Source organism: Streptomyces sp. NPDC001070, assembly GCF_053598835.1.
Genome location: NZ_JBSFLB010000042.1, coordinates 1 through 24557, shown reverse-complemented (window position 1 = coordinate 24557; position 24557 = coordinate 1). Strand labels below are relative to the sequence as shown.

25 protein-coding genes and 1 pseudogene are annotated in these 24557 nt (G+C 69.8%); 17 read left to right on the top strand and 9 right to left on the bottom strand.

Annotated elements, in window-relative coordinates:
- The first annotated feature begins 135 nt into the window (after positions 1-135).
- The 4 genes from ACWDAS_RS36060 (at position 136) to crcB (ACWDAS_RS36045) (ending at position 2548) form a co-directional block, all read left to right on the top strand.
- The gene (locus ACWDAS_RS36060; protein ID WP_450399331.1) at positions 136-876 is read left to right on the top strand and encodes an SDR family oxidoreductase; all 741 of its coding nucleotides are present in this window, start codon (positions 136-138) and stop codon (positions 874-876) included.
- A 495-nt stretch (positions 877-1371) separates the two neighbouring features.
- Entirely contained in the window at positions 1372-1833 is a 462-nt protein-coding gene (gene crcB, locus ACWDAS_RS36055) for a fluoride efflux transporter CrcB (protein ID WP_450399329.1), read from the top strand.
- The gene (locus ACWDAS_RS36050) at positions 1830-2177 is read left to right on the top strand and encodes a DUF190 domain-containing protein (RefSeq protein WP_450399326.1); all 348 of its coding nucleotides are present in this window, start codon (positions 1830-1832) and stop codon (positions 2175-2177) included. The genes crcB (ACWDAS_RS36055) and ACWDAS_RS36050 overlap by 4 nt, the downstream gene beginning before the upstream one ends.
- Complete coding sequence (gene crcB, locus ACWDAS_RS36045; RefSeq protein WP_450399324.1) at positions 2174-2548, top strand: fluoride efflux transporter CrcB; 375 nt, start codon at positions 2174-2176, stop codon at positions 2546-2548. The genes ACWDAS_RS36050 and crcB (ACWDAS_RS36045) overlap by 4 nt, the downstream gene beginning before the upstream one ends.
- A 445-nt stretch (positions 2549-2993) precedes the next feature.
- Here crcB (ACWDAS_RS36045) and ACWDAS_RS36040 read toward each other — a convergent pair whose 3' ends face one another.
- Together ACWDAS_RS36040 and ACWDAS_RS36035 are read right to left on the bottom strand one after the other, a co-directional pair.
- A complete protein-coding gene (locus ACWDAS_RS36040) occupies positions 2994-3743 on the bottom strand; it encodes an aquaporin (RefSeq protein ID WP_450399321.1) in 750 nt (249 codons plus the stop codon).
- A gap of 35 nt (positions 3744-3778) precedes the next feature.
- Complete coding sequence (locus tag ACWDAS_RS36035) at positions 3779-4093, bottom strand: ArsR/SmtB family transcription factor (RefSeq protein ID WP_450399319.1); 315 nt, start codon at positions 4091-4093, stop codon at positions 3779-3781.
- 71 nt (positions 4094-4164) lie between these two features.
- Between ACWDAS_RS36035 and ACWDAS_RS36030 the strand changes: the two genes are divergently transcribed.
- Positions 4165-4578 (top strand): arsenate reductase ArsC, encoded by a 414-nt coding sequence (locus ACWDAS_RS36030; RefSeq protein WP_450399317.1) that lies wholly within the window; start codon positions 4165-4167, stop codon positions 4576-4578.
- Positions 4575-4682 (top strand): annotated as a pseudogene (locus tag ACWDAS_RS36025) (FAD-binding protein); the annotation flags it as partial. The gene ACWDAS_RS36030 and the pseudogene ACWDAS_RS36025, both read left to right, overlap by 4 nt.
- Before the next feature lie 58 nt (positions 4683-4740).
- Here the strand turns inward: ACWDAS_RS36025 and ACWDAS_RS36020 are convergent.
- A complete protein-coding gene (locus ACWDAS_RS36020; RefSeq protein WP_450399314.1) occupies positions 4741-5310 on the bottom strand; it encodes a hypothetical protein in 570 nt (189 codons plus the stop codon).
- Positions 5311-5404: 94 nt separating this feature from the next.
- On the opposite strand from ACWDAS_RS36020, the gene ACWDAS_RS36015 reads away from it, so the two are divergent.
- Both ACWDAS_RS36015 and ACWDAS_RS36010 read left to right on the top strand, forming a co-directional pair.
- Positions 5405-5743 carry a PadR family transcriptional regulator gene (locus ACWDAS_RS36015; RefSeq protein ID WP_450399311.1) on the top strand — a complete coding sequence of 113 codons (339 nt, stop codon included), beginning with the start codon at positions 5405-5407 and terminating at the stop codon, positions 5741-5743.
- Positions 5725-6297, top strand: coding sequence for a permease prefix domain 1-containing protein (locus ACWDAS_RS36010; protein WP_450399308.1), 573 nt, complete (start codon positions 5725-5727; stop codon positions 6295-6297). The genes ACWDAS_RS36015 and ACWDAS_RS36010 overlap by 19 nt, the downstream gene beginning before the upstream one ends.
- A gap of 199 nt (positions 6298-6496) precedes the next feature.
- Here the strand turns inward: ACWDAS_RS36010 and ACWDAS_RS36005 are convergent, their stop codons facing one another.
- Positions 6497-6862, bottom strand: coding sequence for an ArsR/SmtB family transcription factor (locus ACWDAS_RS36005; protein WP_450399305.1), 366 nt, complete (start codon positions 6860-6862; stop codon positions 6497-6499).
- A 459-nt stretch (positions 6863-7321) separates the two neighbouring features.
- Between ACWDAS_RS36005 and ACWDAS_RS36000 the strand changes: the two genes are divergently transcribed.
- The 3 genes from ACWDAS_RS36000 (at position 7322) to ACWDAS_RS35990 (ending at position 9624) form a co-directional block, all read left to right on the top strand.
- Positions 7322-8695: an NAD(P)-binding domain-containing protein gene (locus tag ACWDAS_RS36000; RefSeq protein ID WP_450399303.1), complete on the top strand. Its 1374-nt coding sequence runs from the start codon at positions 7322-7324 to the stop codon at positions 8693-8695.
- Positions 8696-8726: 31 nt separating this feature from the next.
- Positions 8727-9185 (top strand): ArsI/CadI family heavy metal resistance metalloenzyme, encoded by a 459-nt coding sequence (locus ACWDAS_RS35995; protein ID WP_450399301.1) that lies wholly within the window; start codon positions 8727-8729, stop codon positions 9183-9185.
- 223 nt (positions 9186-9408) lie between these two features.
- Positions 9409-9624: a hypothetical protein gene (locus ACWDAS_RS35990; RefSeq protein WP_450399299.1), complete on the top strand. Its 216-nt coding sequence runs from the start codon at positions 9409-9411 to the stop codon at positions 9622-9624.
- 479 nt (positions 9625-10103) lie between these two features.
- Here the strand turns inward: ACWDAS_RS35990 and ACWDAS_RS35985 are convergent, their stop codons facing one another.
- The 4 genes from ACWDAS_RS35985 to ACWDAS_RS35970 form a co-directional block, all read right to left on the bottom strand.
- The gene (locus ACWDAS_RS35985) at positions 10104-10526 is read right to left on the bottom strand and encodes an organic hydroperoxide resistance protein (RefSeq protein WP_450399297.1); all 423 of its coding nucleotides are present in this window, start codon (positions 10524-10526) and stop codon (positions 10104-10106) included.
- 247 nt (positions 10527-10773) lie between these two features.
- Complete coding sequence (locus ACWDAS_RS35980) at positions 10774-11454, bottom strand: alpha/beta hydrolase (RefSeq protein WP_450399295.1); 681 nt, start codon at positions 11452-11454, stop codon at positions 10774-10776.
- Positions 11455-11685: 231 nt separating this feature from the next.
- On the bottom strand, positions 11686-11952 hold the full coding sequence (gene tatA / locus ACWDAS_RS35975) for a Sec-independent protein translocase subunit TatA (RefSeq protein WP_450399292.1): 267 nt from the start codon (positions 11950-11952) through the stop codon (positions 11686-11688).
- A 587-nt stretch (positions 11953-12539) separates the two neighbouring features.
- Positions 12540-14456: a multicopper oxidase family protein gene (locus ACWDAS_RS35970; protein ID WP_450399291.1), complete on the bottom strand. Its 1917-nt coding sequence runs from the start codon at positions 14454-14456 to the stop codon at positions 12540-12542.
- Between the two features lie 1155 nt (positions 14457-15611).
- Between ACWDAS_RS35970 and ACWDAS_RS35965 the strand changes: the two genes are divergently transcribed.
- The 4 genes from ACWDAS_RS35965 to ACWDAS_RS35950 all read left to right on the top strand — a co-directional run bounded on the left by ACWDAS_RS35965 (position 15612) and on the right by ACWDAS_RS35950 (position 21264).
- Entirely contained in the window at positions 15612-16430 is an 819-nt protein-coding gene (locus ACWDAS_RS35965) for a helix-turn-helix transcriptional regulator (protein ID WP_450399287.1), read from the top strand.
- Positions 16431-17150: 720 nt separating this feature from the next.
- Complete coding sequence (locus ACWDAS_RS35960; RefSeq protein ID WP_450399285.1) at positions 17151-18335, top strand: metal-dependent hydrolase family protein; 1185 nt, start codon at positions 17151-17153, stop codon at positions 18333-18335.
- 423 nt (positions 18336-18758) lie between these two features.
- Positions 18759-19955: an amidohydrolase family protein gene (locus ACWDAS_RS35955; RefSeq protein WP_450399282.1), complete on the top strand. Its 1197-nt coding sequence runs from the start codon at positions 18759-18761 to the stop codon at positions 19953-19955.
- Positions 19956-20208: 253 nt separating this feature from the next.
- A complete protein-coding gene (locus tag ACWDAS_RS35950; protein ID WP_450399406.1) occupies positions 20209-21264 on the top strand; it encodes a DUF6518 family protein in 1056 nt (351 codons plus the stop codon).
- 156 nt (positions 21265-21420) lie between these two features.
- On the opposite strand, the gene ACWDAS_RS35945 is transcribed toward ACWDAS_RS35950, so the two are convergent.
- Positions 21421-21882, bottom strand: coding sequence for a carboxymuconolactone decarboxylase family protein (locus tag ACWDAS_RS35945; RefSeq protein WP_450399280.1), 462 nt, complete (start codon positions 21880-21882; stop codon positions 21421-21423).
- Between the two features lie 431 nt (positions 21883-22313).
- Here ACWDAS_RS35945 and ACWDAS_RS35940 point away from each other — a divergent pair, with 431 nt between their 5' ends.
- Together ACWDAS_RS35940 and ACWDAS_RS35935 are read left to right on the top strand one after the other, a co-directional pair.
- Positions 22314-23261, top strand: a complete 948-nt coding sequence (locus tag ACWDAS_RS35940) for a hypothetical protein (protein WP_450399277.1) — start codon at positions 22314-22316, stop codon at positions 23259-23261.
- Positions 23258-24557, top strand: a 1300-nt coding sequence (locus tag ACWDAS_RS35935; RefSeq protein ID WP_450399275.1) for a peptidoglycan-binding protein, incomplete at its 3' end; no start/stop codon positions are given. The genes ACWDAS_RS35940 and ACWDAS_RS35935, both read left to right, overlap by 4 nt.

Genomic DNA, 24557 nt, shown 5'->3' with positions numbered 1-24557 from the left:
TGTCCGTCGACGCCTCGCGACGAAGAAGGCAGTGGGTGCCTGGGTGTGGCGCACCCAGGCACCCACTCCCTTCCCGGATCCGTCCCGGCGTTCTTGAGTCATGGGGGCGGCGGTCGCCGCCGGAACACCCGAAGGATGAACATGACCACATCACAATCGAAGGCCGTCCTGATCACTGGCGCCAGCAGCGGCATCGGCGAGGCAACCGCCCGCCGTCTCGCCGGACTCGGGCATCGAGTACTCCTCGGTGCCCGTCGGACCAAGCGTCTCGCCGCGCTCGCCGAGGAATTGCGGGTCGAGGGGGCATCGGTTGCCCACCGCGAGCTGGACGTGACGAGCCTTGACTCCATGCGCGCCTTCGCCGCCGCCGGCCTGGAGGAGTACGGCCGCATCGACGTGTTGATCAACAACGCCGGCGTGATGCCGCTGTCGCCGATCGCCGATCTGCGCATCGCCGAGTGGGAGCGGATGATCGACGTCAATCTGCGTGGCGTTCTCCATGGCATCGCCGCTGTGCTGCCTCAGATGCAGCGGCAGGCAGGAGGGCACATCGTGAATGTGTCCTCGGTGTCCGGGCACCGGGTGGACCCGACCGCGGCGGTCTACAGCGCCACCAAGTTCGCGGTGGCGGCACTGTCGGAGGGGCTGCGGCAGGAGAGCCGGGACATCCGCGTCACCGTCGTCAGCCCCGGCTTCACGCAGAGCGAACTGACGCACCACGGCGGCTCGGCGGAAGCCCAAGCCGCCGCCCGAGCGGCGGCCGAGCAACTGGCGATCCCCGCTTCGGCCATCGCGGACGCCATCGCCTTCGCCGTCGACCAGCCCGCGAACGTCGACGTCAACGAACTGATCGTGCGGCCCACCGCTCAGGGCTGACATCGACCGCCGACGAGGATGGAGACCGGTCGGACGTGATCAGCAGGGGTGCGGGGGTGGCCCGCCGTGGCTCCGTCGGTGTCCAGCCCGACGCCGGCGATGCCGAGGTCACCGGACTGTCGATGACAGCCCGGGGCCGCCGGCGGTCGACCGCCGCTCCCCGGCTCCACGTACCACCTGATCGTCGACCGCTGTGGAGAGCTTGTCCGCGGCCGTCACGGGCGGAACCCGGTACGACGTCACACGACCGGCGGTGTTCTCGGGGAGGACTTCGGATGGGACGGTCCATGTGCCGGCGGCGTCCGAGGTTCCGGACCGCACATGTGCACCCGTATCGTTCCACGCGAAAGGCCGGGATGAGGCGCATGCTGGAGATACGGATTCGTCCCGGCCTCCTCCACGGCCGGCGGCGAGCCGCTCGCAACGGGGCTCCCGTCGAGAGGGCTGCGGTGGGATCCCCGCGTCAGGGACCAGACCTCGCCAGCCCCGTCTCTTATGACCGAGCCCGCCGACTCCGGTATCCAGCGGTCGGCTTCTGCGCCGCGACTTTCGCAGGTGCCTGAGCAGGGGCCGATGGTCGCCGTGGTCGCCATTGGTGGTGCGCTGGGAGCGTGTGCACGGTATGGCGCGGGCTTGCTGTGGCCGACGGTGCCGGGCGCCTTTCCGTTGACCACGCTCGCTGTCAACGCGGTGGGCTGCGCCGTGATGGGCGTCTTCATGGTGGTGATCACCGAGATGTGGGCCGCACACCCGCTCGTGCGGCCGTTTTTCGGAACCGGCGTACTGGGGGGCTTCACCACCTTCTCCACGTACGCGGTCGACATCCACACTCTGGTGCAAGGCGGTCACGCAGCAGCCGCCCTGGCCTACCTCGCGGCCACGCCCGTGCTCGCGCTGGCCGCGGTGTGGACCGCGGCGACGGTGACCCGACGTCTGAACGGATGGAGGCAGCCATGACACGCCTGCACGGCACCGTGCTGCGGTTGACCGTTCTGATCGGCGACAACGACACCTGGCACCACAAGCCACTGTGCACGGAGATCGTCCACCGGGCGCACGAGGCAGGCTTGGCGGGGGCCAGCGTCTTCCACGGTGCGGAAGGCTTCGGAGCCTCCTCCCTGATCCACACCACGCGGCTCCTCTCCCTGAGCGACAACCTTCCCGTGATGGTCGTCATCGTGGACCAGGCGGAACGCATCCGTGCGTTCCTGCCGCAGCTCGACGAGCTCGTCACCGAGGGGCTGGTGACCTTGGACGAGGTCGAGGTCATCCGCTATGTCGGACGGGGAGCCGAACGGTGAACTGGGTCTTGGTCATCATCGGAGCCATGGTCGGAGCACCCTTGCGGTACCTCACCGACCGTGCCGTCCAGGCTCGGCACGACACGGTCTTCCCGTGGGGCACCTTCACGGTCAACGTCACCGGCTCCCTGATCCTGGGAGGTCTGGCGGGCGCTCTGACCTACGGCGCCGCATCCCATTCGGCACAGCTCCTGATCGGCACCGGTTTCTGCGGGGCGCTGACCACCTACTCGACCTTCTCCTACGAGACGTTGCGCCTGGCCGAGGGCGGAGGGCGGTTCCTGGCCGCCGCCAACGTCGTCGCCAGTGTCGTCGCCGGCCTGGGAGCGGTGTTCACCGGTGCGGCACTGGCCCAGGCGATCTGGGCTTGAGTTCCCGGCGCCCGGCTCGGGCGCGGCCCCACGGCCGGCATCACCATGCGGTTGCCTTGACCGTGTGCCGACCCGCACGGACGAGGGGGGCGCGATCAGCGGCGCGGCGGTGGAATCGGTCCACACCAGCACAGCGGCTCGTTCGCGGCCAACCCGAGGAGCGCCACGCTCTGACTTCGCGATGCTCAGCAGACGCTCGTCACGAGGCGATCGAGCAGACAGCGGACGTTGACCCTGATTCGCGGGCCTGAGTGGTTCCGGAGGCCATGGCGCGTTCGGGCGGCAGCTCACGCGCAGCCGCCGAGGCGAAGCCGCGGCCTCTGGGCAGGGGCGCGATACGCATCCTGGATACGCGGTCAGCGGCCCCGGCAAGAGCGGCGCAGGCGGCAGCCGGCGGCGAGGCCGGCTTGGCTGCCGCCGATGACCACCACAGGGACCTGGTGGATCACTTCGCTGATCGGCCGAAGACCAGCGCGACCAGGGCCACGCCGACGACACCGCCGACCACCTGCATGCCGATGAAGCCGGGCACGGAGGCCGGGGCGATCCCGGCGAAGGTGTCGGAGAAGGCCCGGCCGATGGTGACGGCGGGGTTGGCGAAGGAGGTGGAGGAGGTGAACCAGTAGGCGGCGCCGATGTACGAGGCAACGGCGACCGGCGCGAAGTGCAGCCGCCGTGTGCGGGCAAGCCCGAAGATCAGCAGCACCAGGCCGGCGGTGGCGACGACCTCGCCGAGCAGCAGATGCCCGGCCGATCGGTCGTGCGTGGACCACTTCACCAGCGGTTCGGCGAACATGGCATCCGCCAGGACCGCGCCGGCGATCGCCCCGGTGACCTGAGCCGGTATGTAGGCGGCGGCTTCGCGGGCCGTGACGCCGTCGCCGCCCTCGCGGCGGGAGGTCCACCACTCGGCGACGGTGACGACCGGATTGAAGTGCGCCCCGGAGACCGGGCCGAGCAGGGCGATGAGCACGCCCAGGCCGAAGACCGTGGCGATGGCGTTCGCCAGCAGCTGGACGCCGACGTCCTTGCTGAGCTCGGTGGCCTGGACACCGGAGCCGATCACGATGGCGACCAGGGCCGCTGTGCCGACCAGCTCGGCGGCTGCCCGGCGGGTCAGCGGGACGCGCGGCGCGGGGACGACGGCGGAGGCGGATTCCGCCGTGAACTCGGGGGCGGTCTCGGTGGCGCTCAACGGGACTCCTGTCGGCGAGGCGCGGGGGACGGGGATCAGGGGCAGGCGCGCTTGGTGTTCGTCTCGGCGGTGGCCCGCGCGGTGGCGGCCAGATCGGCGAAGCCCCTGGCCAGGCTTTCGATGACCTCCGGCCGCAGCCGGTAGTACGTGAACCGGCCGCACGGCTCGGTCTCGACAACACCGGCCTCTCTGAGCACCTTGAGGTGATTGGAGAGGTTGGTCTGACGGGCGCCCGTCTCCTCCACGAGATGCGTGGTGCACAGCGTCTCGCGGGCGAGCAGGCTCACGATCCGGAGCCTGAGCGGGTCCGCCAGGACCCGGATCAGATCAGTGTCGACTGACGTCAGCATGGGCTGATACTGTCACATCGGCCGGGGCTGATGCCAGCCCGGGCATTCCGTCGTAGACAAGAGAGACCGCCATGTCCGACAAGCCCTCCGTGCTCTTCGTCTGTGTCCACAACGCCGGCCGCTCCCAGATGGCCGCCGCGTGGCTCACTCACCTCGCCGGGGACCGCGTCGAGGTTCGCTCGGCCGGCTCCGACCCGGGCGACCAGGTCAACCCGGCCGCCGTCGAGGCGATGAAGGAAGTCGGCATCGACATCTCCGCCGAGATCCCGAAGGTGCTGACCGTCGAGGCGGTCCAGGCATCCGATGTGTGCATCACCATGGGCTGCGGCGACACCTGCCCGGTCTTCCCGGGCAAGCGGTACCTGGACTGGGACCTGGAGGACCCGGCCGGTCGGGGCGTGGAGGCCGTCCGCCCCATCCGTGACGAGATCAAGGTCCTCATCGAGGGTCTGATCGCCGAGATCGCCCCGGAGCCTGCGGCATGAGCGAGCAGGTCCGCGAGGTCGTCGTCATCGGCTCCGGCCCCGCCGGGTACACCGCCGCGCTCTACTCCGCCCGCGCCTCCCTGAATCCGCTGGTCGATGCCGGCCCCCAGCGTCTCCGTCGACCGCGACCCGGTGAGGCCCCGATCACCCCGTCCGGCAGCGTCAGGGCGGGGATTTCCGCCGGATGGCCGTCCCGGGACCTCCTCGGGGAATCGAGTCGGCCCCGACGCTGACGGTGGAGGCTCGCACCCGGGCGCGGCGGTTGGCGCGCCAGATCAGCGGGGTTCCGACCGCGGCGGGCAGTAGCCAGTAGGTCAACGGGGGCAGCCGGTCCCAGACCGGTAGGTGGGGGCCGTTGTCGACGTAGAACGCGGTCAGCATCGCGACGTAGGAACCGCCCATGCCGATGATGTGCGCCGCATCGCCGGGCCAGCGCCGACGTCTGGCCGTACGTCCGAGACATGCCCCGGCGAACGCCGCCGCGCCGATCAGGAACAGGCGGTAGTCCTCGCGCGGGCGCACAGCCGTCAGGGCCGTGGCGGTGGCGAAGACCACGCAGATCGCCCAGAAGTACACACCGCCGAGATTGCCGTGTCGCCCGCGGCCCTTACGCCGCACCAGCGCGGCCGCCGCTCCGGCCACCACGGCCACCAGTGCCGCCACCACGTGCACGGCCAAGAAGCCAAGAAGGACCGGCGAGCTCTCCGGTACGTGGATTCCGAACAGGTCCATCCACCCGCCCCTATAAGTAGTGTGGCTACCTAGATAGGAACGCTACCGCTCGGTCTCTGGTCCGGGAAGCCCTGGACGAGTAGCGTCACTACGCATGAGGGCAGAAGTACTGAAAGGTCACCTGGATGCCTTGCTGCTGGCCACGCTCGAAGAGGGCCCCCGGCACGGCTACGCAGTCAGAGAGGCACTCCGCGACCGCTCGGCCGGACGCATCGACCTGCCCACCGGCACCATCTATCCGGCGCTGCGCCGCCTTGAGGAGTCGGGCCTGATCACCGGCACTTGGGATACCGACGGCCCCCGCCCCCGCCGCAGTTACACGCTCACCGAGGCCGGCCGCACCGCCCTGGCCGGCGAGCGCACCGGCTGGCAGGAATTCTCCGCGCTCATCACGACCCTGCTGGAAGGCCGGCCGTGGCCACGCCCCACCTGATCGGCGCCTACCTTGACGCCCTGCGCGACCGGCTGCCCGCCGACATCGCCGCCGAACTGGCCGACGGCCTGATCGCGTCCTACGACGACCTCCGCGAACAGGGGCATGCCCCCGACGCCGCAGCCAAGGCGGCCATCGCCGATTTCGGCACCCTCGAACAGGTCACCGACGCCTTCGCGCACATCGCTCCCGGGCGCCGCCTCGCCCGCAGACTGCTCGCCACCGGCCCCTTGGTCGGCGGCTGCTGGGCCACCGTGCTGCTCACCACGCCGACCTGGCAATCCATCCCTGCCGTCGTGCACGCGGCCGTGCCGCTGACTCTGCTCGTGGTCATCGGCCTGCTCGCGGTCGCCTGGCGCGGACCGTACCGCCGCATCCGGCCCGCCGCGACCGCGGCCGGTACCGGCCTGGTGACCCTCGACGCCGGAGCGCTGGCCATGCTCGCCCTTCTCGCGCCGCCTCTTACCGGCCCCCTCCTGCTCGCGGCCACCGCAAGCGCCTGCCGGCTTGCCCTGACTCTGCGCGCGCTTCCGCGTCTCCGCACAGTCGCGTGATTCGACGCACCCTCCACTTTTGAAGGTGAGGACCCTGTGCCCAGGGCTCGATGAGGGCTGAGCGGATGATCTGGCGCACCTTGTCCGGACCGTCCCCGGTCCACCGTGCACCTGGCACCCGGATCCCGCGGCGCTCGCGACTCGGGACATCGGCATGCGCGCGGACGGTGTGCGGACCGCCGGGCGATGCGGCGAGGTCTCAGGCCGTCGTGGCGCCGGCCAGGAGCCTGCCCATCGCGGCCACTACCGACGGCTCGACGCGGTAGTAGACCCATGTGCCGCGCCGCTCGGAGCTCAGCAGGCCGGCTTCCTTGAGCTTCTTCAGGTGGTGGGAGACGGTCGGCTGGGAGACGCCGACGTCGGAGATGTCGCACACGCACGCCTCGCCGCCCTCGTGGGAGGCGACCGCGGAGAACAGGCGGAGCCGGACCGGGTCGCCGAGGGCCTTGAACATCTTGGCGGCCCGCTCGGCCTCCTCCGCGTCCAGGGGCCGCTCGGTCAACGGCGGGCAGCACGGCACGACGACCTCGGAGTCCAGGACCGGCAGCAGCTCCACATTCGACATGCTTCTATGTTGACATACGTCGAACCAAAGAGGCCAGGGCGCCCGGTCCTCGCCCCTGGTGGCCGAGGTTTCCAGCCGGTCGGCGGTTCACGGCGGCGTCCCTGCCGGTCTGCGCATCGCGTTCGACGACAGACTGCTCCGCCGGCCCCGGGGAGCGCCGGGCCGCGGGGCCGAGGGGGGTGCCGTAGCGGTGGCGGGGCTGCCGTGGGCGCCCAGGGTGTCATCGAGGGAGGCGGGGTGGGACGCGTCCGGCGGAAGGCGGTGGCGAGAAGGGTGGCGCCGGCCTCCTCCGTGATGCCGTCGCCGCCCCCCCGACTGGTCGACCCCCGTCACCGCGACATCGATCCGCTCCGTGGATGAACCTCCTGTTTCTATGGATGTCTATGTTGACGTTCGTCAAAGTAGCTGCCACTCTGGCGGCACAAGCATCGACGGATGTCGAAACACCGAGGAGTCGTCGTGAACGCGCCTGTCACCACCGAGCTGCCTGTCGTCGTGATCGGAGCCGGGCCCGCGGGGCTTGCCGCGGCCGCCGACCTGCTGGAGCGAGGTCTCGAGCCCCTGGTGCTGGAGGCCGGCCCGGTCGCGGGCAGCGCGGTGCGCGAGTGGTCGCACGTGCGGCTGTTCTCCACCTGGGCCGAGGTCACCGCCCCGGCAGCGGAGAAGCTGCTCGCCCCGACCGGGTGGGTCCGTCCGGACGGCGCCACCTACCCGACCGGGGGCGACTGGGCCGAGCAGTATCTGCAGCCGCTCGCCGGCGTCCTCGGTGACAAGGTCCGCTACGGCGCCACCGTGACCGGGGTCTCCCGCGCCGGACGGGACCGGATCGTGGACGCCGACCGGGAGACGCAGCCTTTCGTGATCCAGGTCGCCCACGCCGACGGCCGCGAGGAGCGCGTCACCGCCCGCGCCGTCATCGACGCCTCCGGCACCTGGGCCGTGCCCGGCCCGGCGGGAGGCAACGGCCTGCCCGCCCTGGGCGAGAAGGCGGCGGCCGACCGCATCTCCTACCGCGTCCCGGATCTGAACGACCCCGCCGTGCGGGCCCGGTACGCGGGCAAGCGCACCGCGGTGATCGGCTCCGGCGCCTCCGCGTTCACGGCCCTGGCCCATCTCGCCGACCTGGCCAAGTCCGAGGGCGGCACCGGCACACACGCCGTGTGGATCCTGCGGCGCGGCATCTCCGGCTCCACCTTCGGCGGCGGCGCGGCCGACCAGCTCCCCGCCCGCGGGGCTCTCGGCCTGGCCGCCAGGGCCGCCGTCGACAACGGCCACGCCGACGCCGTGACCGGCTTCCGCACCGAGGCCATCGAGCGCGACACCGACGGCCGCCTGGTCCTGGTGGCCGAGGACGGACGCCGCCTGGAGCCCGTCGACGAGGTCATCGCACTGACCGGGTTCCGTCCCGACCTGTCGTTCCTGTCGGAGATCCGGCTCGGACTGGACGAGCGCCTGCAGGCCCCGACCGCCCTCGCCCCGCTGATCGACCCCAATGTGCACTCCTGCGGCACCGTCCACCCGCACGGAGTGAACGAACTGTCCCACCCGGATCAGGGCGTTTACCTGGTCGGCATGAAGTCCTACGGCCGCGCCCCGACCTTCCTGGCCATGACCGGCTACGAGCAGACCCGCTCCATCGCCGCCGCCATCGCCGGTGACCGCGAGGCCGCCGAACGCGTCGAGCTCACCCTCCCCGACACCGGGGTGTGCGGCGGCGCCGGCCTGTTCGACCAGCCCGACACCCCCCAGGACGCGGGTGGCGGCTGCTGCGCTGCCCCCGCCGTCCTGCGGATCGCCGTCGGCGCCCCCGCCACCACCAGCAGCGGCTGCTGACCCCCACCCACCCGGAGAGAAGAGGCACGTCATGTCCCGCGTACAGCTGGCCCTCCGCGTTCCCGACCTTGAGGCGTCCATCGCCTTCTACAGCAAGCTGTTCGGCACCGAACCCGCCAAGCTCCGCGACGGCTATGCCAACTTCGCCATCGCCGAACCCCCGCTCAAGCTCGTCCTGTTCCAGGGCGAGCCCGGCGAGGACACCCGTATGGACCACCTCGGCGTCGAAGTCGCATCCACCGACGACGTCACCGCCGCCACCCGCCGACTGGACCAGGCGGGCCTGGCCACCACCGAGGAGACCGACACCACCTGCTGCTACGCCCTGCAGGACAAGGTCTGGGTCCACGGCCCCGGCAGGGAGCCCTGGGAGGTCTACGTCGTCAAGGCCGACGCCGGCGACCTGACCGAGCAACCGGCCGGCACCTGCTGCAGCACCGGCACCGCCCCGGCCGAACCCGCCGCCACCGCAGCCGGCGGCTGCTGCTGACCCCGTGACGGAGCTCCGATCACGCGCGGCCCGGATCGGAGAAGGGGGCCGGTCCGGGCCGCGCGGCACCCCGCCCGAGCAGCGATCAGTGCCGCTGGACGCCGGTGTCCCGGGGGGAACCGTTCGGCCCCGGCGTGCATCTGACCCGGACCCCGAGACGGTGTACCGGCTGTGTGGGGGTGCGGTATGCGAGTCCGCGAGCGCGGCCGCCGACGAGGAGCGGATGCTGCTGCGCGTGCCACTGCCGGATTCGGTGGGCTCCGAGCGGGTCACCGTGCGTCTCACCGTCACGGGCAAGGGCAGCCGCAAGCCCTTTGTGGACGAACGTACTCAGGTCACGCTCAGGAAGTCGCAGCCCAACGGGCCGCAGTGTGAGCCCACCGCTTACCAGGCGAGTCTCCGCTACGAGCCGGCGGAAGGCCTGGTCGCGGCAGCTTGAGCGCCCTCGTCGCGGGGCGGACTTCGGCGGCCGGCGGACTGCAGCAGATCACGAACTGCAGGCCGTCGAGGGAGGAAAGCCATACGATGTGCCGCTTCGGGCGGCGACGCAGCCGCGGCGTGAAGGCTGCTGTTGGGGGACAAGACCGCCGCTGTCCACGGCTCGGCCGGGACGATTGTGCGGACAGGGCCCGAACCCTCGGCCGCAACCGGTCGCAGGCTTGCGGGGCTTGAGGAGCCGGCCCAGGAGAGTGAGTCCGCAGGTGGCCGCCGGAGATTGTCGTCCACAGCTCGACGAGCTGGACCCGGAGGCCGTCGAGCGGCACGCTGCCAAGGTGGTTCGGACAGCATGCCGGCTCGACCTCTCCGTCAACGCCGTCAACACGCATGGGGGACCGGCCTACTGGCGGCCGCCCGCATCCAAGCGTCAGGGAGGCGATCCATGGAGGCTCTGCGTGCCGGCGCCCGCTTCCGGCCGGCTCAGACGGCGGTGGCGTTGATGATGACGGGGATGTTGCCTCGGGTGGCCTTCGAGTAGGGGCAGAGCTGGTGGGCGGCGTTGGCGAGTTCGGTGGCCGTGTCCTGGTCGACGCCGCCGAGTTCGAGGTTGAGGACGGCGGCGAGGGAGAAATCGCCGTCGCTGTGGTTGAGGGTGATCTCGGCGTTGATCTCCGTGCTGGCCAGCTTGACCTTCCGGTCGGCGGCAGCCCGACGGACGGCGCCGAGGAAACAGGCGGACCAGGCGGCGGCGAAGAGCTGCTCGGGGTTGGTGGCGGTGCCCGCGCCGCCGAGTTCCTTGGGGAGGGACAGGGGGGTCTCCAGCAGACGGTCGTCGGAGCGGACGCGGCCGCCGTTGCGGCCCTCGCCGGTCACGTTCACGACGGCGGTGTAGCTGTTCGACATTGCATGTCCTTTCGGGGGTGCGGAATGTTGCGGGTCTCTTGAGCCGGAAAGCCGACCGGCGGGCGCGCTCACCCGTGTCACCTGCTCAGGAGGTGATCCAATAGTTGCAACGCGTCCATCACCTGTCAAGGTGGTGACGATGGAAGGGGGGTGGGCAAGGCCCGGCCACTGCGGGTTGGCTGCCGGCGTCCAACCTCTCTTTGAGCAGGCGTGATTGAGGTGCGGAATGCCGGTGTGTCATCGGTTTTCAGCCCAGTAGTTCGGCTGAGGTGGTCACGATGTTGTGGGGGACGTGGTGGCCGAGGCCGTGTTCGAGGTAGTCGACGTGGTATCCCGCGTCCTCGAGGGCGGTCACGATGCGGTGGCTGGCCCGTGTGACGGGCAGGGTGGTGTCGTGCCGTCCGTGGGAGACGAAGATGGTCGGCCGTCCTGTCCTGCACCCGGGTGGGACGTGCCCGGGGGAGTAGGCCAGCACGCGGGTGAACAGGTTGCCGTTGGCCAGGCCCAGACCGAGGGCGTAGGAGGCGCCGTCGGCGAACCCGGCGACGGCGACGCGGTCGCGGTCCACCCGGAAGTGACCGAAGACGGTGTCCATGGCGTGCTGGCTGCTGACCGCGTCCTTGCCGAATCGGCCGCCTCTGACGGCATCCCAGGTCATCCGGTCGGAGCGAGGGGCAAGGAGCAGGACTTTGCGCCGCTCGGCTTCCGCGCGCAGCAGCGCGATCATGTCGCCGGGCGCGCCCCCGGTTTTGTGGAAGGCGACCAGTAGCGGGGCCGGCCGGAACGGGAGCCGGGTCGGCACGTACAGGAGGGCGGGTTTGGTGGGGGTGGCCAGCTGGTGCAGGCCGGGTGACAGCGGGGCGTGGATCGGGGGTGCCGGATGGACGTTCAGGACACCGTGGATGAGATCCGGTGAGGCGGTGCGCATGGTTTCTCCGTGAGGCGAAGCTCTCTTCGCTGGTGATGGGGTTGGTGCGTGGCGTGAGCGGGGCGGTGGCGTTCCCTGAATTCCCCGGGCAGGGGACACGGCGCCATCGGTCATGTGCGGGTTCGTCGCAGGCTGGGAGGCTTGGAGAACGACCTGCATCTGCCGGACGGTCCCGGTCTCTTCGTGTGCGGCGCCGGCCGCGCACCTGCCGCGGTCGGTGGTTCCGGCGTTTCAGCGCCGGTGAGGTGTATCTGCCTCTGCTGGTTCTGGGGCCGTGCGTCGGTCGTCGGCGACGGGGGCCAGGGCGGGCGCGGCGACGTCTACGTCGGTGTGTGGTTCGTCCGCGTCGTCGCTGCGCATGGCCTTGGTCTCGCTCTTGAGGATCCGCAGCGACTGCCCGAACGACCGGGTCATTTCCGGGAGCCGCTTGGCGCCGAACAGGAGCAGGATGACGACGAGGACGAGGATGATCTCGGGTGTTCCGAGCTTGCCGAACATGGGCTTTCCTTTCTGGGGGAATGGGGCACAGACGGTGCTCCCATGCGGTCTGACTGGTCGCCGGCGGACGCGGGAGCCGCGCTCTGCGTGCTGATCGGTGCGCTGACGTACTGGACCGACGGCGATCGCAACAGCCGGTGGGGAGACGACGGCAGGACGGTAGGAGTAGGCACAGCCCCGCGCTCGTGAACGTCCGGTTGGGCAATCCTGATTCGGCGGGGGAGTGGTCCGGGTTCCGCCCAGGGCGGCGTGCGGCCGTCAGACCTCTTGGACCTCGCGGGCTCACACGGCGCTTCGGCCGGTGTCAGCGATGAGCCCCGTGGCTCGGACCCACACTCGTGGATCCGAGCCACGGGGCGTGACCCTGAGTTGGACTCCCGTCCGGCCTCAGATGTCGACCGAACGTCCGCTGACCGCGTCGGCTTGCGCTTCACCCATCAGGTGGGGTCGGCCGTCGCACCCCGCGTCACGCCGGGGTCGTCTCGGTACCGTGCCGCGAGGCCGACTCTCCGGATCCATGGCCCCGGCCGGTTCGCGGGATGGACGGTCAGCGCGCCGCGCTTGGCGGCGAGGAGCCCATGACCGGGCTACATCATGTGGTGCTCCTCGCCGCGGCTGAGCGCCAGCAGACCGCTGTGGATCTCGTGCACAGCCGGCGGCATGATGACGAAGGGCCGCATCATGCCCTCGTCCTCGTGGTCGAAGAGGTGGCAGTGGTACATGACCCGGCCGGTCTGCTCGGCGATCTTTCCACCGATCGTGACCATGGTGTTCGCGTTGACGGTGATGGTGTCCTTCCAGCCGGACTCCTCAGGGGCAACGGGCACCTGGTCGCCGACGGTGATGGGAGAGGTCGTGGTGCCGTTGGCGAAGTCGAATCCGCTGACGTCGACCGCACGCCGGTCCACCACCTGGAAGTCCATCAGGTGAATGTGAAGCGGGTGGTAGATCGGCACGTTGGGCGGTGCGATGCTGATGATGTTCCACTTCTCCCACGTGTTGCTCGACGCGAAGAAGTTGGTGGAGTCCTCGAAGATCGAGGCCTTACGACGGAGGGTCTTCGTCTCACCGGACACGGTGACCTTCACGACGCCCTCGCCGGATGCGTCGTCGGAGGTCTCCTTCATCTCCCAGATCACCGGCATGCCGGCCTTGTCAAGGGTGAGCACGACGAACCGCTCCACACTCGCGGAGACGTCGTCGAGGGTGACCTTCTTGAAGCGGGGAGACAGAGCCGCCGGAACGGTGTAGGCCTTGTTCCCCTCCCTCCCGACGCGGAACTGCATGATCTGGGGGTAGGGCATGAAGGCGTCAGGCACGGCGGTGCCGGCGTCCACACCGGGAATGGTGTTGACGAGCGTGAGCTTCTTGCCCGGGAAGGCAGCGAAGTCGATCACGACGTCGGCGCGCTCCGCCGGGGAGAGCGACAGCGTCTCGTCGACGGTGCGGGGAGCACCGAGCAGGCCCAGGTCGGTGGCGACGACCTTCATGGCTCCCTTCACCACCTTGCCGGTCGACTCGTCGATCACGGCCATCCGGTAGACACGGGCCGGCGACAGGTTCAGCAGACGGAATCGATAGGCACGGGCCTCCACGTTCAGGTGAGGCCACACCACACCGTTCACCATGGTGAACGGGCTGAGGCTCGCGAACGACGGCGGGATCATCCCCGGCTCCGGCTTCGCGATATAGACCTTCTTGTTGAGAACCTGCCCGGTCAGCCGCCCCTGGTCGTCGGTGTCGAAGTTGACGTCCTGGATCGTCAGCGGGATCTCGTACGCGCCGCTGGGCAGACCGAGCTGATCCTCCACGTCGTCGCGGATGATGTAGTTGCCCATCAGTCCGGACTGCACGTTCAGCGCGGTGACCGCCATGGCGTGGTCATGGTAGAAGAGGCGCGTCGCGGCCTGGTCGTTGCCGTATTCGGCCAACTGCGCGCTGCCGGGCGTGACCGCGAGGTCCGCCCCGCCGTCGTTCAGGGCGTGGCTGTGGCCGCCGTGCAGATGGACCGTGGTCCAGGCAGTCAGCTTGTCGACCTCGGGGCGCGCGATCGCACCGTCGGATCCCGGCTTGTTGTAGGGCAGCAGGCCGGGCCCGGGGCCGTCCGGGGCCACGAACACGGCCTTGATGGGTATGGTCCCCTTCAGCGAGTTCTTCCACGCGATGCGGACCTGCTGCCCCCTGCGCACCTCGATGGTCGGGCCGGGGAAGTGGCCCATGTAGGTCCACAGGCGACTGGCCGGCATCTGGGAGTGCAGACGGATCTGAGACTCCACGAGGTTGACCTTCGTGATCTCCTCGTCGCCGGGGCGCAGCGTCGGAGGGATGCGCAGCGGGTCCTTGAAGGACTTGAGTTCGGTGAACTGCGGGGTGCTCACGCCGTCGAGCGGCGCGCTGCCACCGGTGAGTGTCTGGCTGGCCTGTGCGCTTCCCTGGAACAGGCCGGTCGCGCCGAAGATGCCGGTGCCGGCCACTGCGGCAGCGACCGTTGTGCCGCCGGCCATGCCGAGGAAAGTCCGTCGGTTATGCTTCATATTAGGTTTTTTCCTGAATTTGAAGTGTATTATTGTGAATGTGTATTTTGGGCGTCGCCGAAGGGAGCTGCGGTCCGGCGCCCCACCGAATTCAGTGATGTGACAGGGCGTGCGGCCGTGTGAGGTTCTCCCCGTGCGCCTGACATCGATATCGGCCCTGAGGTGCGGCGTACTCGAGATCGTGCGGCTTTCCGCGGCGAGAATTTCCCGGTCCAGCCCGGCGGAAAAGGCCCCCCGTGCCGCGGATATACCTGGTTCAAGCGGGACGTGGTTCCGTACAGGCACTCCGGCTTGATGATCGCCTCTCCCCCCGGAGTGCTGTCAGTCAATGCGGTGGGAGCCGATGGTCGCCCCATCAGTGCTCATCACCGTATTGCCGACTGTCGTCCATCGGCATCTCAACCACGTCATGTATGCGGTGAGTTGCCGATTTCCTCGTCTGATGGTTCCTCCCCCTTCCTTCCGCAGACTCCATGCGTCGCGCGCAATCCCGGCATTCCATGGGATCGTTTCGCGAGAGAGGTCGATGAGCCCGTATGTGACCTCGAAGCGGGTTTCGCACCGAGCGTGCAACAGGGCGGCGGCCGACTTTCCAATGGGTTTCCGGAGAGTCGGTCCGCTGAGAATCGTAAGCAGGACAACGGCGGCAGTCGGAGCACTCCTGTCGTCCCATGCCTGCTTAAATCACCACATTTCACCCACCGGGTGGCTCACCGCGCTGTGGGTACCCACGCCATGGGTACCCAGAATGAGAAGAAAAGAGGGATTTATGGTGGTATGTGATGGTGGACTGCCGGCCTTCGGTGGACGCCTCGCCGGCCGGCCGGAACGGCGTCGCCTGGACGGACGCCCTTCAGGCCGTGATGTGCATGTCGGTCCGGCTCGGCCCTCGGATTCCACGCTCCGGGTCGCCGCGTGCCCGGACGGCGGGTTGAAGGGTTCGATGTGGCTGCTGAGGGCCGGTGTGTCCGGTGCCTGCGGTCGCGGGGCCGTCAGCTGCGCGGATGCCCTCAAGGGCCTTCTGTGGGGCCTTCCGGTTCTCGCCGGGATTCGGGGCCGGGAGCTTCGGACCGGGAGGTTCTTGCCGTCCCGCCATTGGGAGCATATGCTCCCAATGTGAGCAGGATGTGGAACGTCAAACTCGGAGACTTTCTCCGCGCCCGGCGGGCAGCACTCTCGCCCGCGGACGCCGGGATCGCCACTCATGGTTCGCCGCGCCGAGTACCGGGTCTGCGGCGCGAGGAGGTGGCGCGGCTGGCCGGGATGAGCGTGAACTATTACACCCGCATCGAGCAGGGAGAGGGTCACCACTTGTCCGGAGCGGTGATGGAGGCGATCGCGGGCGCGCTGCGCCTGAACGAGATCGATCGGCTCCACCTCCTGCGCCTGGCGTGGCCCCCGGAGGTCGCGCGGCATCAAGTCGGGCCTGAAACGGTGCGGGACTCGGTGCTCGCTCTGGCCGAGAGCGCCACCGAGCAGGCGGCGTACATCGTGGGCAGGCGTACGGACCTGCTCGGCGGCAACCGGCTGGGGTTCGCACTGTTCGGCCTGAACCCGGACCAGCGGCCGAACCTGGCACGGCATTTCTTCCTTGAACCCGCTATGCGCGAGCTGATCGTCAACTGGAGTTTCTGGGCGGGCCACGTGGCGGGCTATCTGCGGGTGGCCTCGGAGGAATACCCCGGTGATCTGCTCATGGCCGAGCTCATCAGTGAACTGAGGGCCGAGAGTCCAGAGTTCGAGAAGTCCTGGGATGTCCAGACGATAGCCGAATGCACGCACGCTGTCCGGGAGTACGATCACCCACTCGTCGGACGCCTCACTCTCAGTGAGGAAGTCGTGCACTTTGCCGACCCGCCCGGCCAACGCATCGTCTTCAATGGCGCTGCCGCCGGCTCCGAATCCGCCGAACGGCTCAGACTGCTGGCTTCGCTGGTCTCCTGAAAGCGTGCCACAACTGCCGCGGCCGGAGCGTCGGATCGGGTGCGAATGGATGGGTCGAGGCTGAGAACATCCAACGGAACGATCTTGAAACCCCGGTGATCAGGGACGGCAGGGAGCCGGCAGCCGCCGTGGACATGCCGTACGGACCGCGGACGCGGATCGAGCCGTCACCGCCCCCGACGCTCTCGGTCCATTCGGAGAAGGAACTCCACAACGCCCGCACCTGGCTGCCGAACGCGGCCTCCAGGGCCCCGGCCGCGAGGGGCGCACGCGGCGGCTCGGTCGTCGCCGACTCCTCCGCCGGGACACACCTGGCCTGCACTGTGAGGAGCGGGCACCTCGCTCGTCTCCAGGTGGTGTCGTCGCATCCCTCGCCCGGACCCGCTGGGAGGGGTCCCGCGACGCGACCCCGGCTGCCGCCGGAAGGTGCCCCCAGGCACGGCGCCCCCAGCCTTCGGCCGGGGGCGCCCCCATGCAGCGGTGTCGAATCGTCCCGGTAGCCGACTACGAGGACGGCTCTCCGCCTTGCGATGCAGCGCACTTGGGGGCGCCCCCCCCAGTGGAGCCGGGGGAGCGCCGAGGCCCGCCGTTCGGGCGGCCGGCGCTCATTCGGGACACGACCCAGGAGGCCGCACCCACAGCGATGCCCGCAGGGACGTGTGTCACTGGCACTCACGTCCCACACCACCTGTCACGCGCTTTGCGATCGGAGAAGCACCGATGAACTCCTATGCCATACGTGCCGGTTCGATGTTCGACGGTTTCAGCCTGTCGGGCCCCGCCACCGTGTACGTCGCGGGAGACCGCATCCGGCGTGTGGACCGAACCGGCGCAATGCTCGACCACGGCACTGCCCTCATAGATCTCGGCGACTCGGCATGTCTGCTGCCCGGCCTCATCGACACGCGCGTCCATCTGGCCTTCGACGCCGGTCCGGACCCCGTGACGTCCCTGCTCGCCACCTCGGACACCGACTTGCTCGCCGGCATGCGGGTTGCCGCCCGCTCCGCTCTGCTGTCCGGCATCACCACCGTGCGCGACCTCGGTGACCGTGGCTACATCTCGCTGGCCCTCGTGGAGGAGTTGGCCGAGCATCCCGAGCAAGGACCGGAGATCCTCGCTGCCGGCCCTCCGCTGACGACACCGGGCGGCCACTGCCACTTCTTCGGTGGCGAGGTCAAGCGGGACGCCGACGCGCTTCGCGCTGCTGTCCGGGAGCGTCACGCCCGGGGCTGCGCCGTCATCAAGATCATGGCCAGCGGTGGCGCCATGACGCCCGGCTCCGTGCCGCCGCACGCGTCGCAGTTCAGCTTGGAGGACCTGCGTGTCGTCGTGAACGAGGCGTACCGCCTCGGCTTGCCGGTAGCCGCCCACGCCCACGGCAACCAAGCCATCCGCGACGCCGTGGAGGCGGGCGTCGACAGCTTGGAACACGTCTCCTTCCTCTCCGCCGACGGCGTCGCCTCCGACACCGACCTCATCGACAGCATCACGCGAAGGGGCACCTTCGTCAGCCTGACCCTGGGCCAGGATCCTGCCGAAGTGATGCAGCCGCCCAAGGCAATGGCCGGGTATGGCGATGCCATCCTGGCTGCCTACAGCAACCTCCACAACTACGGCGCGAACGTCGTCATCGGATCCGATGCCGGCATCGGGCCTGCGAAACCTCACAATGTCCTTCCCCACGGCCTGGCCGACCTGGCCCGTCTGGGCGTCGACCCGTTGGATGCATTGATCTCCATGACCAGCCTCGCGGCCCGCCTGTGCCGCGTCGAAGGCCGCAAGGGCCGCATCACCGCCGGCGCCGATGCCGACATTCTCGTCGTCAACGGGGACCCCACCCACGACACAGCAGCCATCTTGGACGTCCAGGCGGTCTTCCGCGCCGGTATCCGCGTGTGCTGAGCAGTCCGTCGGCGGTTCGCCACCGCCGTCCCGCTGCGGGTGTGCGCGATACGCGGCTTTCGGGTGGGGGCCGACTTATGGCCGGGCTTCGGGGGGAAGGACCGCCGGTGCTCGGGTAGTTGCCGCCTTGCCGCCACTCAAATAAGAGCATATGCTCTTAGGTGCTGGGCGGGCCTTACCTGGTGCTGCATACCGCGGCATCGCCCGTGTGCTGGGCCGGGTTCCACCCGTTGCTCTTCGGCGAGTCGGACGGCAGGCCCACCAGCGGCGCCGCCGCGGGACGGGGCTCTTCGACCCGTGCGAAACGGCCTGCGACCAGGCGCTTGTCGGTGGGTCGGCCAGGCGGGTGCGGCCGAAGACCTCCACCGCCCGGGATCTTGCGAAACACCGCGCGACACACACTTTCCAATCGGAGATATGCCGATGAATTACTTTGCCATACACGCCGGTTCGATGTTCGACGGATTCAGCCTGTCGGGCCCCGCCACTGTGTACGTCTCGGGGGACCGCATCGTGCGCGTGGACCGTGCCGGAGCGCTGCCTGCCGACGGCACCGAGGTCATCGACCTCGGTCCTTCGGCCTGCTTGCTGCCCGGCCTCATCGACACCCACGTCCACCTTGCCTTCGATGCCGGTCGAGACCCCGTAACCTCCTTGGCCTCCACTTCCGACAGTGACCTCCTGGCACACATGCGGGCCGCGGCCCGGTCCGCTCTGCTGTCCGGCATCACCACCGTGCGCGACCTCGGTGACCGTGGCTACCTCTCGCTGGCCCTCGTGGAGGAGATGGCCCAGCACCCGGAGCAGGGACCGGAAGTCCTCCCCGCCGGCCCCCCGCTGACCACGCCGGGCGGTCACTGCCACTTCCTCGGCGGTGAGGTCGAAGGCGCCGAAGCGCTGCGTGCCGCTGTGCGCGAGCGTCACACTCGCGGCTGCGCCGTCATCAAGATCATGGCCAGTGGCGGCCACATGACACATAATTCCGTACCGGCGCACGCGTCGCAGTACAGCCTGGAGGACCTGCGTGTCGTCGTGAACGAAGCGCACCGCCTCGGGCTGCCGGTGGCCGCTCACGCCCACGGCATCCAGGCCATCCGCGACGCCGTGGAGGCGGGCGTCGACAGCCTGGAGCACGTCTCCTTCCTCACCGCTGACGGCATCGTCTCCGACCCCGACCTCGTCGACACCATCGCGAGGACCGGTACCTTCGTCAGCCTGACGCTGGGTCTGGACCCCAGCAAGCCCGTGAAGCCGCCCAAGGGCATGGACGCGGCTGCCATGGCCGAACACGTCAACGCCATGTTGGACACCTACAGCAACCTGCACAAGCACGGTGCCAACGTCGTCATCGGATCGGACGCCGGTATCGGGCCCTGGAAGCCTCACAACGTCCTCCCTCACGGCGTGGCCGACCTCGCTGGTCTGGGTGTCGCGCCGCTGGACGCGCTGATCTCCATGACCAGCTCGGCGGCCCGTCTGTGCCGTGTGGAGGGCCGCAAGGGCCGGATCTCCGCCGGTGCCGACGCCGACATCCTGGTCGTCAACGGAGACCTTGCGCATGACCCCGCAGCCATCCTGGACGTACAGGCGGTCTTCCGCGCCGGAATCCGCGTGCGCTGAGGCACCGGCGCCCGATCTGCCCCCTTGCGGACACCCGGCGCGTTCCTCGTGGGGTGGCCGTGTGATCCTGGCCGTCAAATTCGACAGGTCCGGAGTGCGCCGACGACTTCGGGCGATCCGGGTTCCACTCGCACCGACCGAGCGGAGATCATGTCAACGACCACGCCGGGTGCTCTTTCCGTAAAGCGGTCTGCGGTCCTCTGCGCAACGGGTGTGAGCCTCGCCGCAGGACTCCTCCTCGGCGTGCTCACCAATCTCGCCCAGGGGCTGGCTTCCCGGCGCCTCCAACCATCTGGCCTACTCGGGGGCGGTCTGGTCCGCTGTCGCCTTCGTCGTCGGCGCGGTCCTCGCCGGCCGGGTCTCCCTCATGGTCGCCGCCGTGGCCGGGCTGCTGACCGAACTGGGCCTGGTCGTGGGCTACTACGGCTATGCCGAGTTCGGGCGCGACGGCATCGGCGCCCTCGACCTGCCGCTCGTCTGGACGGGCGCGGCCTGCGTCGCCGGCCCCCTCTTCGGCGTCGCGGGCCTCTGGTCACGCAAAGGCCATAGCAGCGTGCGTCGTGTCGTGGGGGCCGCCGCCCTCGCGGGCGTCTGCGGCGGGGAAGCCGTCCACCTGGCGAGGGTGTTGCACTACTGGATCGAGGCAACCACCTGCTTCGTAGCGCTACTGCTCCTCTCCCTCCTGTTGCCTCGTACCCTCAAGGATCGCGTCCTGGCCTTGTCGGTCGCCGTCGCCCTCTCTCTTCTGTCCTACGTCATCGTCGGCGTCGCAGGGACCGTCGTCTCCGCCGACGAACCGAAGGTGGGCCACGTCCAGGGCCTGACCGACGCCGAACTCCAGGCGATGCTGGCCGCGATGCTCCCGCCCGGACTCGAAGAGATCGGTCACGGAGGCCAGAAGGGTGAGAACGCGTATGTCGTGGTCACGGACGGCGGGGGCGGCTCCCGCGTCGAGGTCACGGTGCAGACGGGGACGTCCTGGACGAAGGACGAGCTGTTCAGTGGTTCCACCAACCTGCCGGGCGGAACGCTGCTCAAGACGTCGAAGGAGGCGGACGGGGCGGGCGGCCTCGTCACTTGGTCGGCCGACACTGCGACAGCGCACTCACCGACTGAGATGACTTCTCAGTGCTTCACTGTCGTGGGAGTGGGCGCGGAGACACAGACGAGGAGGGGCAGTTCGCTCGCGTCCGACAGGATGTGCAACAGCCGGTGCAGTGCGGGAGGCCCCGCCCCCGGTCATCCGGCGCGCCCGCGCCGGATGACCGGGGGCGATGTCCGCGACGACGGTGATCCCGAGGACGAGTAGTGTCAGTCGAGCGCGATGACGGCCGGGGCGCCGAGGATGGGCAGCGGCAGGGGCAGGCTTCGCCAGGTGTCGCGGGCCGGGGCCCTGCCGGGGGAGGCGGTGCGGTCGCCGCGTGTGGGCCGGCGCCACCCGAGAACCGGGGTACCGGTCGTCGGCTCAGTTGCCGGCCACCGGGTAGCGGCTGGTGATCGCGACGCGGTTGAAGGCGTTCATCACCGTGGCCAGCCAGGCGACCGCCGAGATCTGCTCCGGTGAGAGCACGGCTGCGGCCGCGTTGTAGTCCTCGTCGCTCACGTGGCCCTGCGACACGTGTGCTATCGCCTCGGTCAGCCGCAGGGCCGCGCGGTCGGTCTCGGAGAAGTAGCCGGTTTCGGCCCAGGCGGGCAGCACGGCGATCCGGTCCGGGTTCTCGCCCTTCTTGAGGGCGTCGCGGGTGTGCATTTTGAGGCAGAACGCGCAGCCGTTGATCTGGGACGTGCGGATCTTCAGCAACTCGACCAGAAGCGGGTCGAGACCTGCCGCGGTGGTGCTCTCCTCCACCGCCGAGGACAGGCCGAGAAGCGCCTGGTAACTGGCCGGATGCTGCTTGCCGATGTTGACGCGCTGCTGTTCGGTCATGAGTTTCTCCTCCTTGCGCGGTTCGACGGGCGAGGGACCTTGCCCGGGCTCGCCAGATGGGCGCCGTCCGCCTGGTCGAAAGCCTGCGTTCACGTGCCGGGGTGATCGGCCGAGCTGACGACAGTCACGACGGGCGGGGCCCGTCAACAGTAGTTACGAGCATATGCTCTTATTTGACTGGCGGCAAGGCCGTGGCTACCCGGCGCCCGGGATTCCCCCTTGGCCGCAGGCGCGAGTCCTGTCGGGGGCGCGTCCCGCGCCCCTTCGTGCCTGCGCGACGACCCGTGGGCTTGCGCCCACCCCGCATCCACCGCCGTGAGCTGCGTCACATCGAGGGTGACGGCTCTGCGCTCGGAGGGGGCTCACAGGTTGAAGACATCGACGGAGTGCACAGCATCGTGCGCCCCCCTGAATCGAAGTGACGGAACGACATGGCTCTCATTCCCGCTCTGCGCGGATTCTGGCCGGCGACGGCCGTGGCCGGTGTGCTGGTACTCGCCGGATGCTCCCAGGGCGACGGCGGCTCCGCCGCGCCCGCCGACTCCGGCGACCGCGCGCCGTCCTCGCAGGCCGGCTCGCCCGCGAAGGGCGAGCTGGCGATTCCCGAGGACGCCGACGAAGGCACCAGGCAGGAGTACGTGTGGCAGAACGCCATGGCCGCCTGCATGCGGGCGAAGGGCTTCACCTACACCCCGCACGTGTCGGGCTCGGGGACCACCGAGAGGAACCCGGTCGACGGGCGGGACTACGCGCTGGCGAAGAAGTACCGGGAGAAGTTCGGCTTCGGCTTCTTCGCCGGGGCCGTCTACCCGGACGACCCGAACGTCTGGGGGAGCAAGGCATACGAGGCCCGGGAGTCGGCCAACCCTGACGCGGCCTACCTGAACGCGCTCTCGCCGGCCCAGCGGAAGGCCTACGACAAGGCGATGGGCACTGCGAAGCAACTCGCCAACGGGAAGAAGGTGCAGCTTCCGGGGTGCGTGAAGGACGCACACACCAAGGCCTACGGACCGGACAAGTCCCAGGCCGAAATCGATCGTGAGAGTGCCGCGAACGAGGAGCGGGACCGCTCGGCGAAGCAGGCGCTCAACGGGGATCCGCAGTTGATCTCCCTGGCGCAGCAGTTCGCGTCCTGCCTGCGCGACGAGGGCATCGCGGTCACCACCACGCAGCCGACCGCCATCGGCGACATGGTGAAGTTCGCGACGGCCGAGCAGACCCCGTCGAGCGGCGTCCAGAACATGGACAGGGACGACGCCGCGGCCAAGCTCACCCAGGAGATCGCCGTCGCCCTGAAGGACCTGGAGTGCGGCAAGGAGTTCCGGGCCGCGTACTTCCCCAAGCTCGCGAAGCACCCTTTCTCCGGGCTGACCGGATGAGCCGCGGTCTTCCCGGCGGTCCCCAGAGCCGCGGCCGGCAGGTCGTGGTGATCGTCGGAGTGGTGGCCCTCGTGGGTGCGGGCGGCTGGTTCGCCGGCACGCAGATGCAGTCGCCCGCCGACGCCGCCGCCGCACGGCGGGCGCCGGACGCGGGGCCGGTCACCGTCGCCGTGGAGCGGCGGAAACTCACCGCGACGGTGATAGCCCAGGGCGGCGTGGAGTTCGGCACACCGCGCTCGGTCTCGCTGTCCGGCCTCGTCGGTTCCGCCGGTGGCCCGGGAGAGGGCGACGCGGCTCAGCGGGTCACCAAGGTTCCGGCGGCGGGCACCACGCTGCGCGAGGGCAGTGTCCTGATGCAGGTGAGCGGGCGCCCGGTGTTCGTGCTGCGCGGCTCGGTCCCGATGTACCGCACTCTCGGCCCGAACAGCTCGGGCGACGACGTCCGCCAGTTGCAGAGCGCGCTGCGCAGGCTCGGTCACGATCCGGGGGCCGTCAGCGGGAACTACCGGCAGGGCACGGCGGCGGCGGTGACCCAGTGGTACCAGAGCAAGGGGTTCGAGGCGCAGCGGCCCAGTGCGGCCGACCAGCAGCAGCTCGGCGACCTGGAAGCCGCGGTCACGCAGGCGCAGTTGGCCGTCCTGGCCGCGCAGGGCGGTGGAGCAGGCGGAGGCGACGGCGGCAAGAGCGACGGCGGCACGGCCGGCCCGCCCGCCTCCGGCGAGGCGTCCGCCCTCGAACTGCGAGCCGCGCGCCAGCAGTTGGACCGGTCGAATGCGGCGCTGAGCGCGTTCACCGCCACGTTCGGAACCAAGGTCCCGGCGGGCGAGGTCGTCTTCCTGCCGGACCTGCCGGTCCGGGTCGACAAGGTCAAGGTGCACCTCGGCGACGCCCCGGACGGGGAGGTCGCCACTGTGACGAGCTCCGACGTGGTGGTGCGGGCGGTGGTCCCCGGGGCCGACGGCGCCACTCTGCGCGAAGGCATGGTGGCGCGGCTCGAGACCGGTGACGGTACTCGGGTGCGTGGCGTCGTGGCGCAGATCGGCGGCCCCGATCCCCGGGAAGGCGGCTCGGGCAAGGGCGGCGAGGGTGAGAAGTCCGGCGACGGTGGCGGCGGCGCGGCTCCGGGCGACCCGTCCGCTCCCGTGCAGTTGGTGATCTCGGTGTCCGAGCCGGGGCGGCTGAGGAGCGAAGCGGGGGAAACCGCCAAGGTGACCATCGAGGTGGGCGCCTCGAAGGGATCCGTGCTGGTGGTGCCCGTGGCGGCGGTGCGCACCAGCGCCGACGGCAAGGCCCGGG

What these genes read in the sequence shown, in the direction of transcription:
- ACWDAS_RS35970 (WP_450399291.1), bottom strand. Translation starts at nt 14,456, where the DNA reads ATGGCCGGCGGCACAACGGTCGCTGCCGCAGTGGCCGGCACCGGCATC.
- tatA (WP_450399292.1), bottom strand. Translation starts at nt 11,952, where the DNA reads ATGTTCGGCAAGCTCGGAACACCCGAGATCATCCTCGTCCTCGTCGTC.
- ACWDAS_RS36060 (WP_450399331.1), top strand. Translation starts at nt 136, where the DNA reads ATGAACATGACCACATCACAATCGAAGGCCGTCCTGATCACTGGCGCC.
- ACWDAS_RS35990 (WP_450399299.1), top strand. Translation starts at nt 9,409, where the DNA reads ATGCTGCTGCGCGTGCCACTGCCGGATTCGGTGGGCTCCGAGCGGGTC.
- crcB (WP_450399329.1), top strand. Translation starts at nt 1,372, where the DNA reads ATGACCGAGCCCGCCGACTCCGGTATCCAGCGGTCGGCTTCTGCGCCG.
- ACWDAS_RS35995 (WP_450399301.1), top strand. Translation starts at nt 8,727, where the DNA reads ATGTCCCGCGTACAGCTGGCCCTCCGCGTTCCCGACCTTGAGGCGTCC.
- ACWDAS_RS35955 (WP_450399282.1), top strand. Translation starts at nt 18,759, where the DNA reads ATGAATTACTTTGCCATACACGCCGGTTCGATGTTCGACGGATTCAGC.
- ACWDAS_RS36020 (WP_450399314.1), bottom strand. Translation starts at nt 5,310, where the DNA reads ATGGACCTGTTCGGAATCCACGTACCGGAGAGCTCGCCGGTCCTTCTT.
- ACWDAS_RS35960 (WP_450399285.1), top strand. Translation starts at nt 17,151, where the DNA reads ATGAACTCCTATGCCATACGTGCCGGTTCGATGTTCGACGGTTTCAGC.
- ACWDAS_RS35940 (WP_450399277.1), top strand. Translation starts at nt 22,314, where the DNA reads ATGGCTCTCATTCCCGCTCTGCGCGGATTCTGGCCGGCGACGGCCGTG.
- ACWDAS_RS36050 (WP_450399326.1), top strand. Translation starts at nt 1,830, where the DNA reads ATGACACGCCTGCACGGCACCGTGCTGCGGTTGACCGTTCTGATCGGC.
- ACWDAS_RS36035 (WP_450399319.1), bottom strand. Translation starts at nt 4,093, where the DNA reads ATGCTGACGTCAGTCGACACTGATCTGATCCGGGTCCTGGCGGACCCG.
- ACWDAS_RS36015 (WP_450399311.1), top strand. Translation starts at nt 5,405, where the DNA reads ATGAGGGCAGAAGTACTGAAAGGTCACCTGGATGCCTTGCTGCTGGCC.
- ACWDAS_RS35980 (WP_450399295.1), bottom strand. Translation starts at nt 11,454, where the DNA reads ATGCGCACCGCCTCACCGGATCTCATCCACGGTGTCCTGAACGTCCAT.
- ACWDAS_RS35965 (WP_450399287.1), top strand. Translation starts at nt 15,612, where the DNA reads ATGTGGAACGTCAAACTCGGAGACTTTCTCCGCGCCCGGCGGGCAGCA.
- ACWDAS_RS35985 (WP_450399297.1), bottom strand. Translation starts at nt 10,526, where the DNA reads ATGTCGAACAGCTACACCGCCGTCGTGAACGTGACCGGCGAGGGCCGC.
- ACWDAS_RS36030 (WP_450399317.1), top strand. Translation starts at nt 4,165, where the DNA reads ATGTCCGACAAGCCCTCCGTGCTCTTCGTCTGTGTCCACAACGCCGGC.
- ACWDAS_RS36005 (WP_450399305.1), bottom strand. Translation starts at nt 6,862, where the DNA reads ATGTCGAATGTGGAGCTGCTGCCGGTCCTGGACTCCGAGGTCGTCGTG.
- ACWDAS_RS35945 (WP_450399280.1), bottom strand. Translation starts at nt 21,882, where the DNA reads ATGACCGAACAGCAGCGCGTCAACATCGGCAAGCAGCATCCGGCCAGT.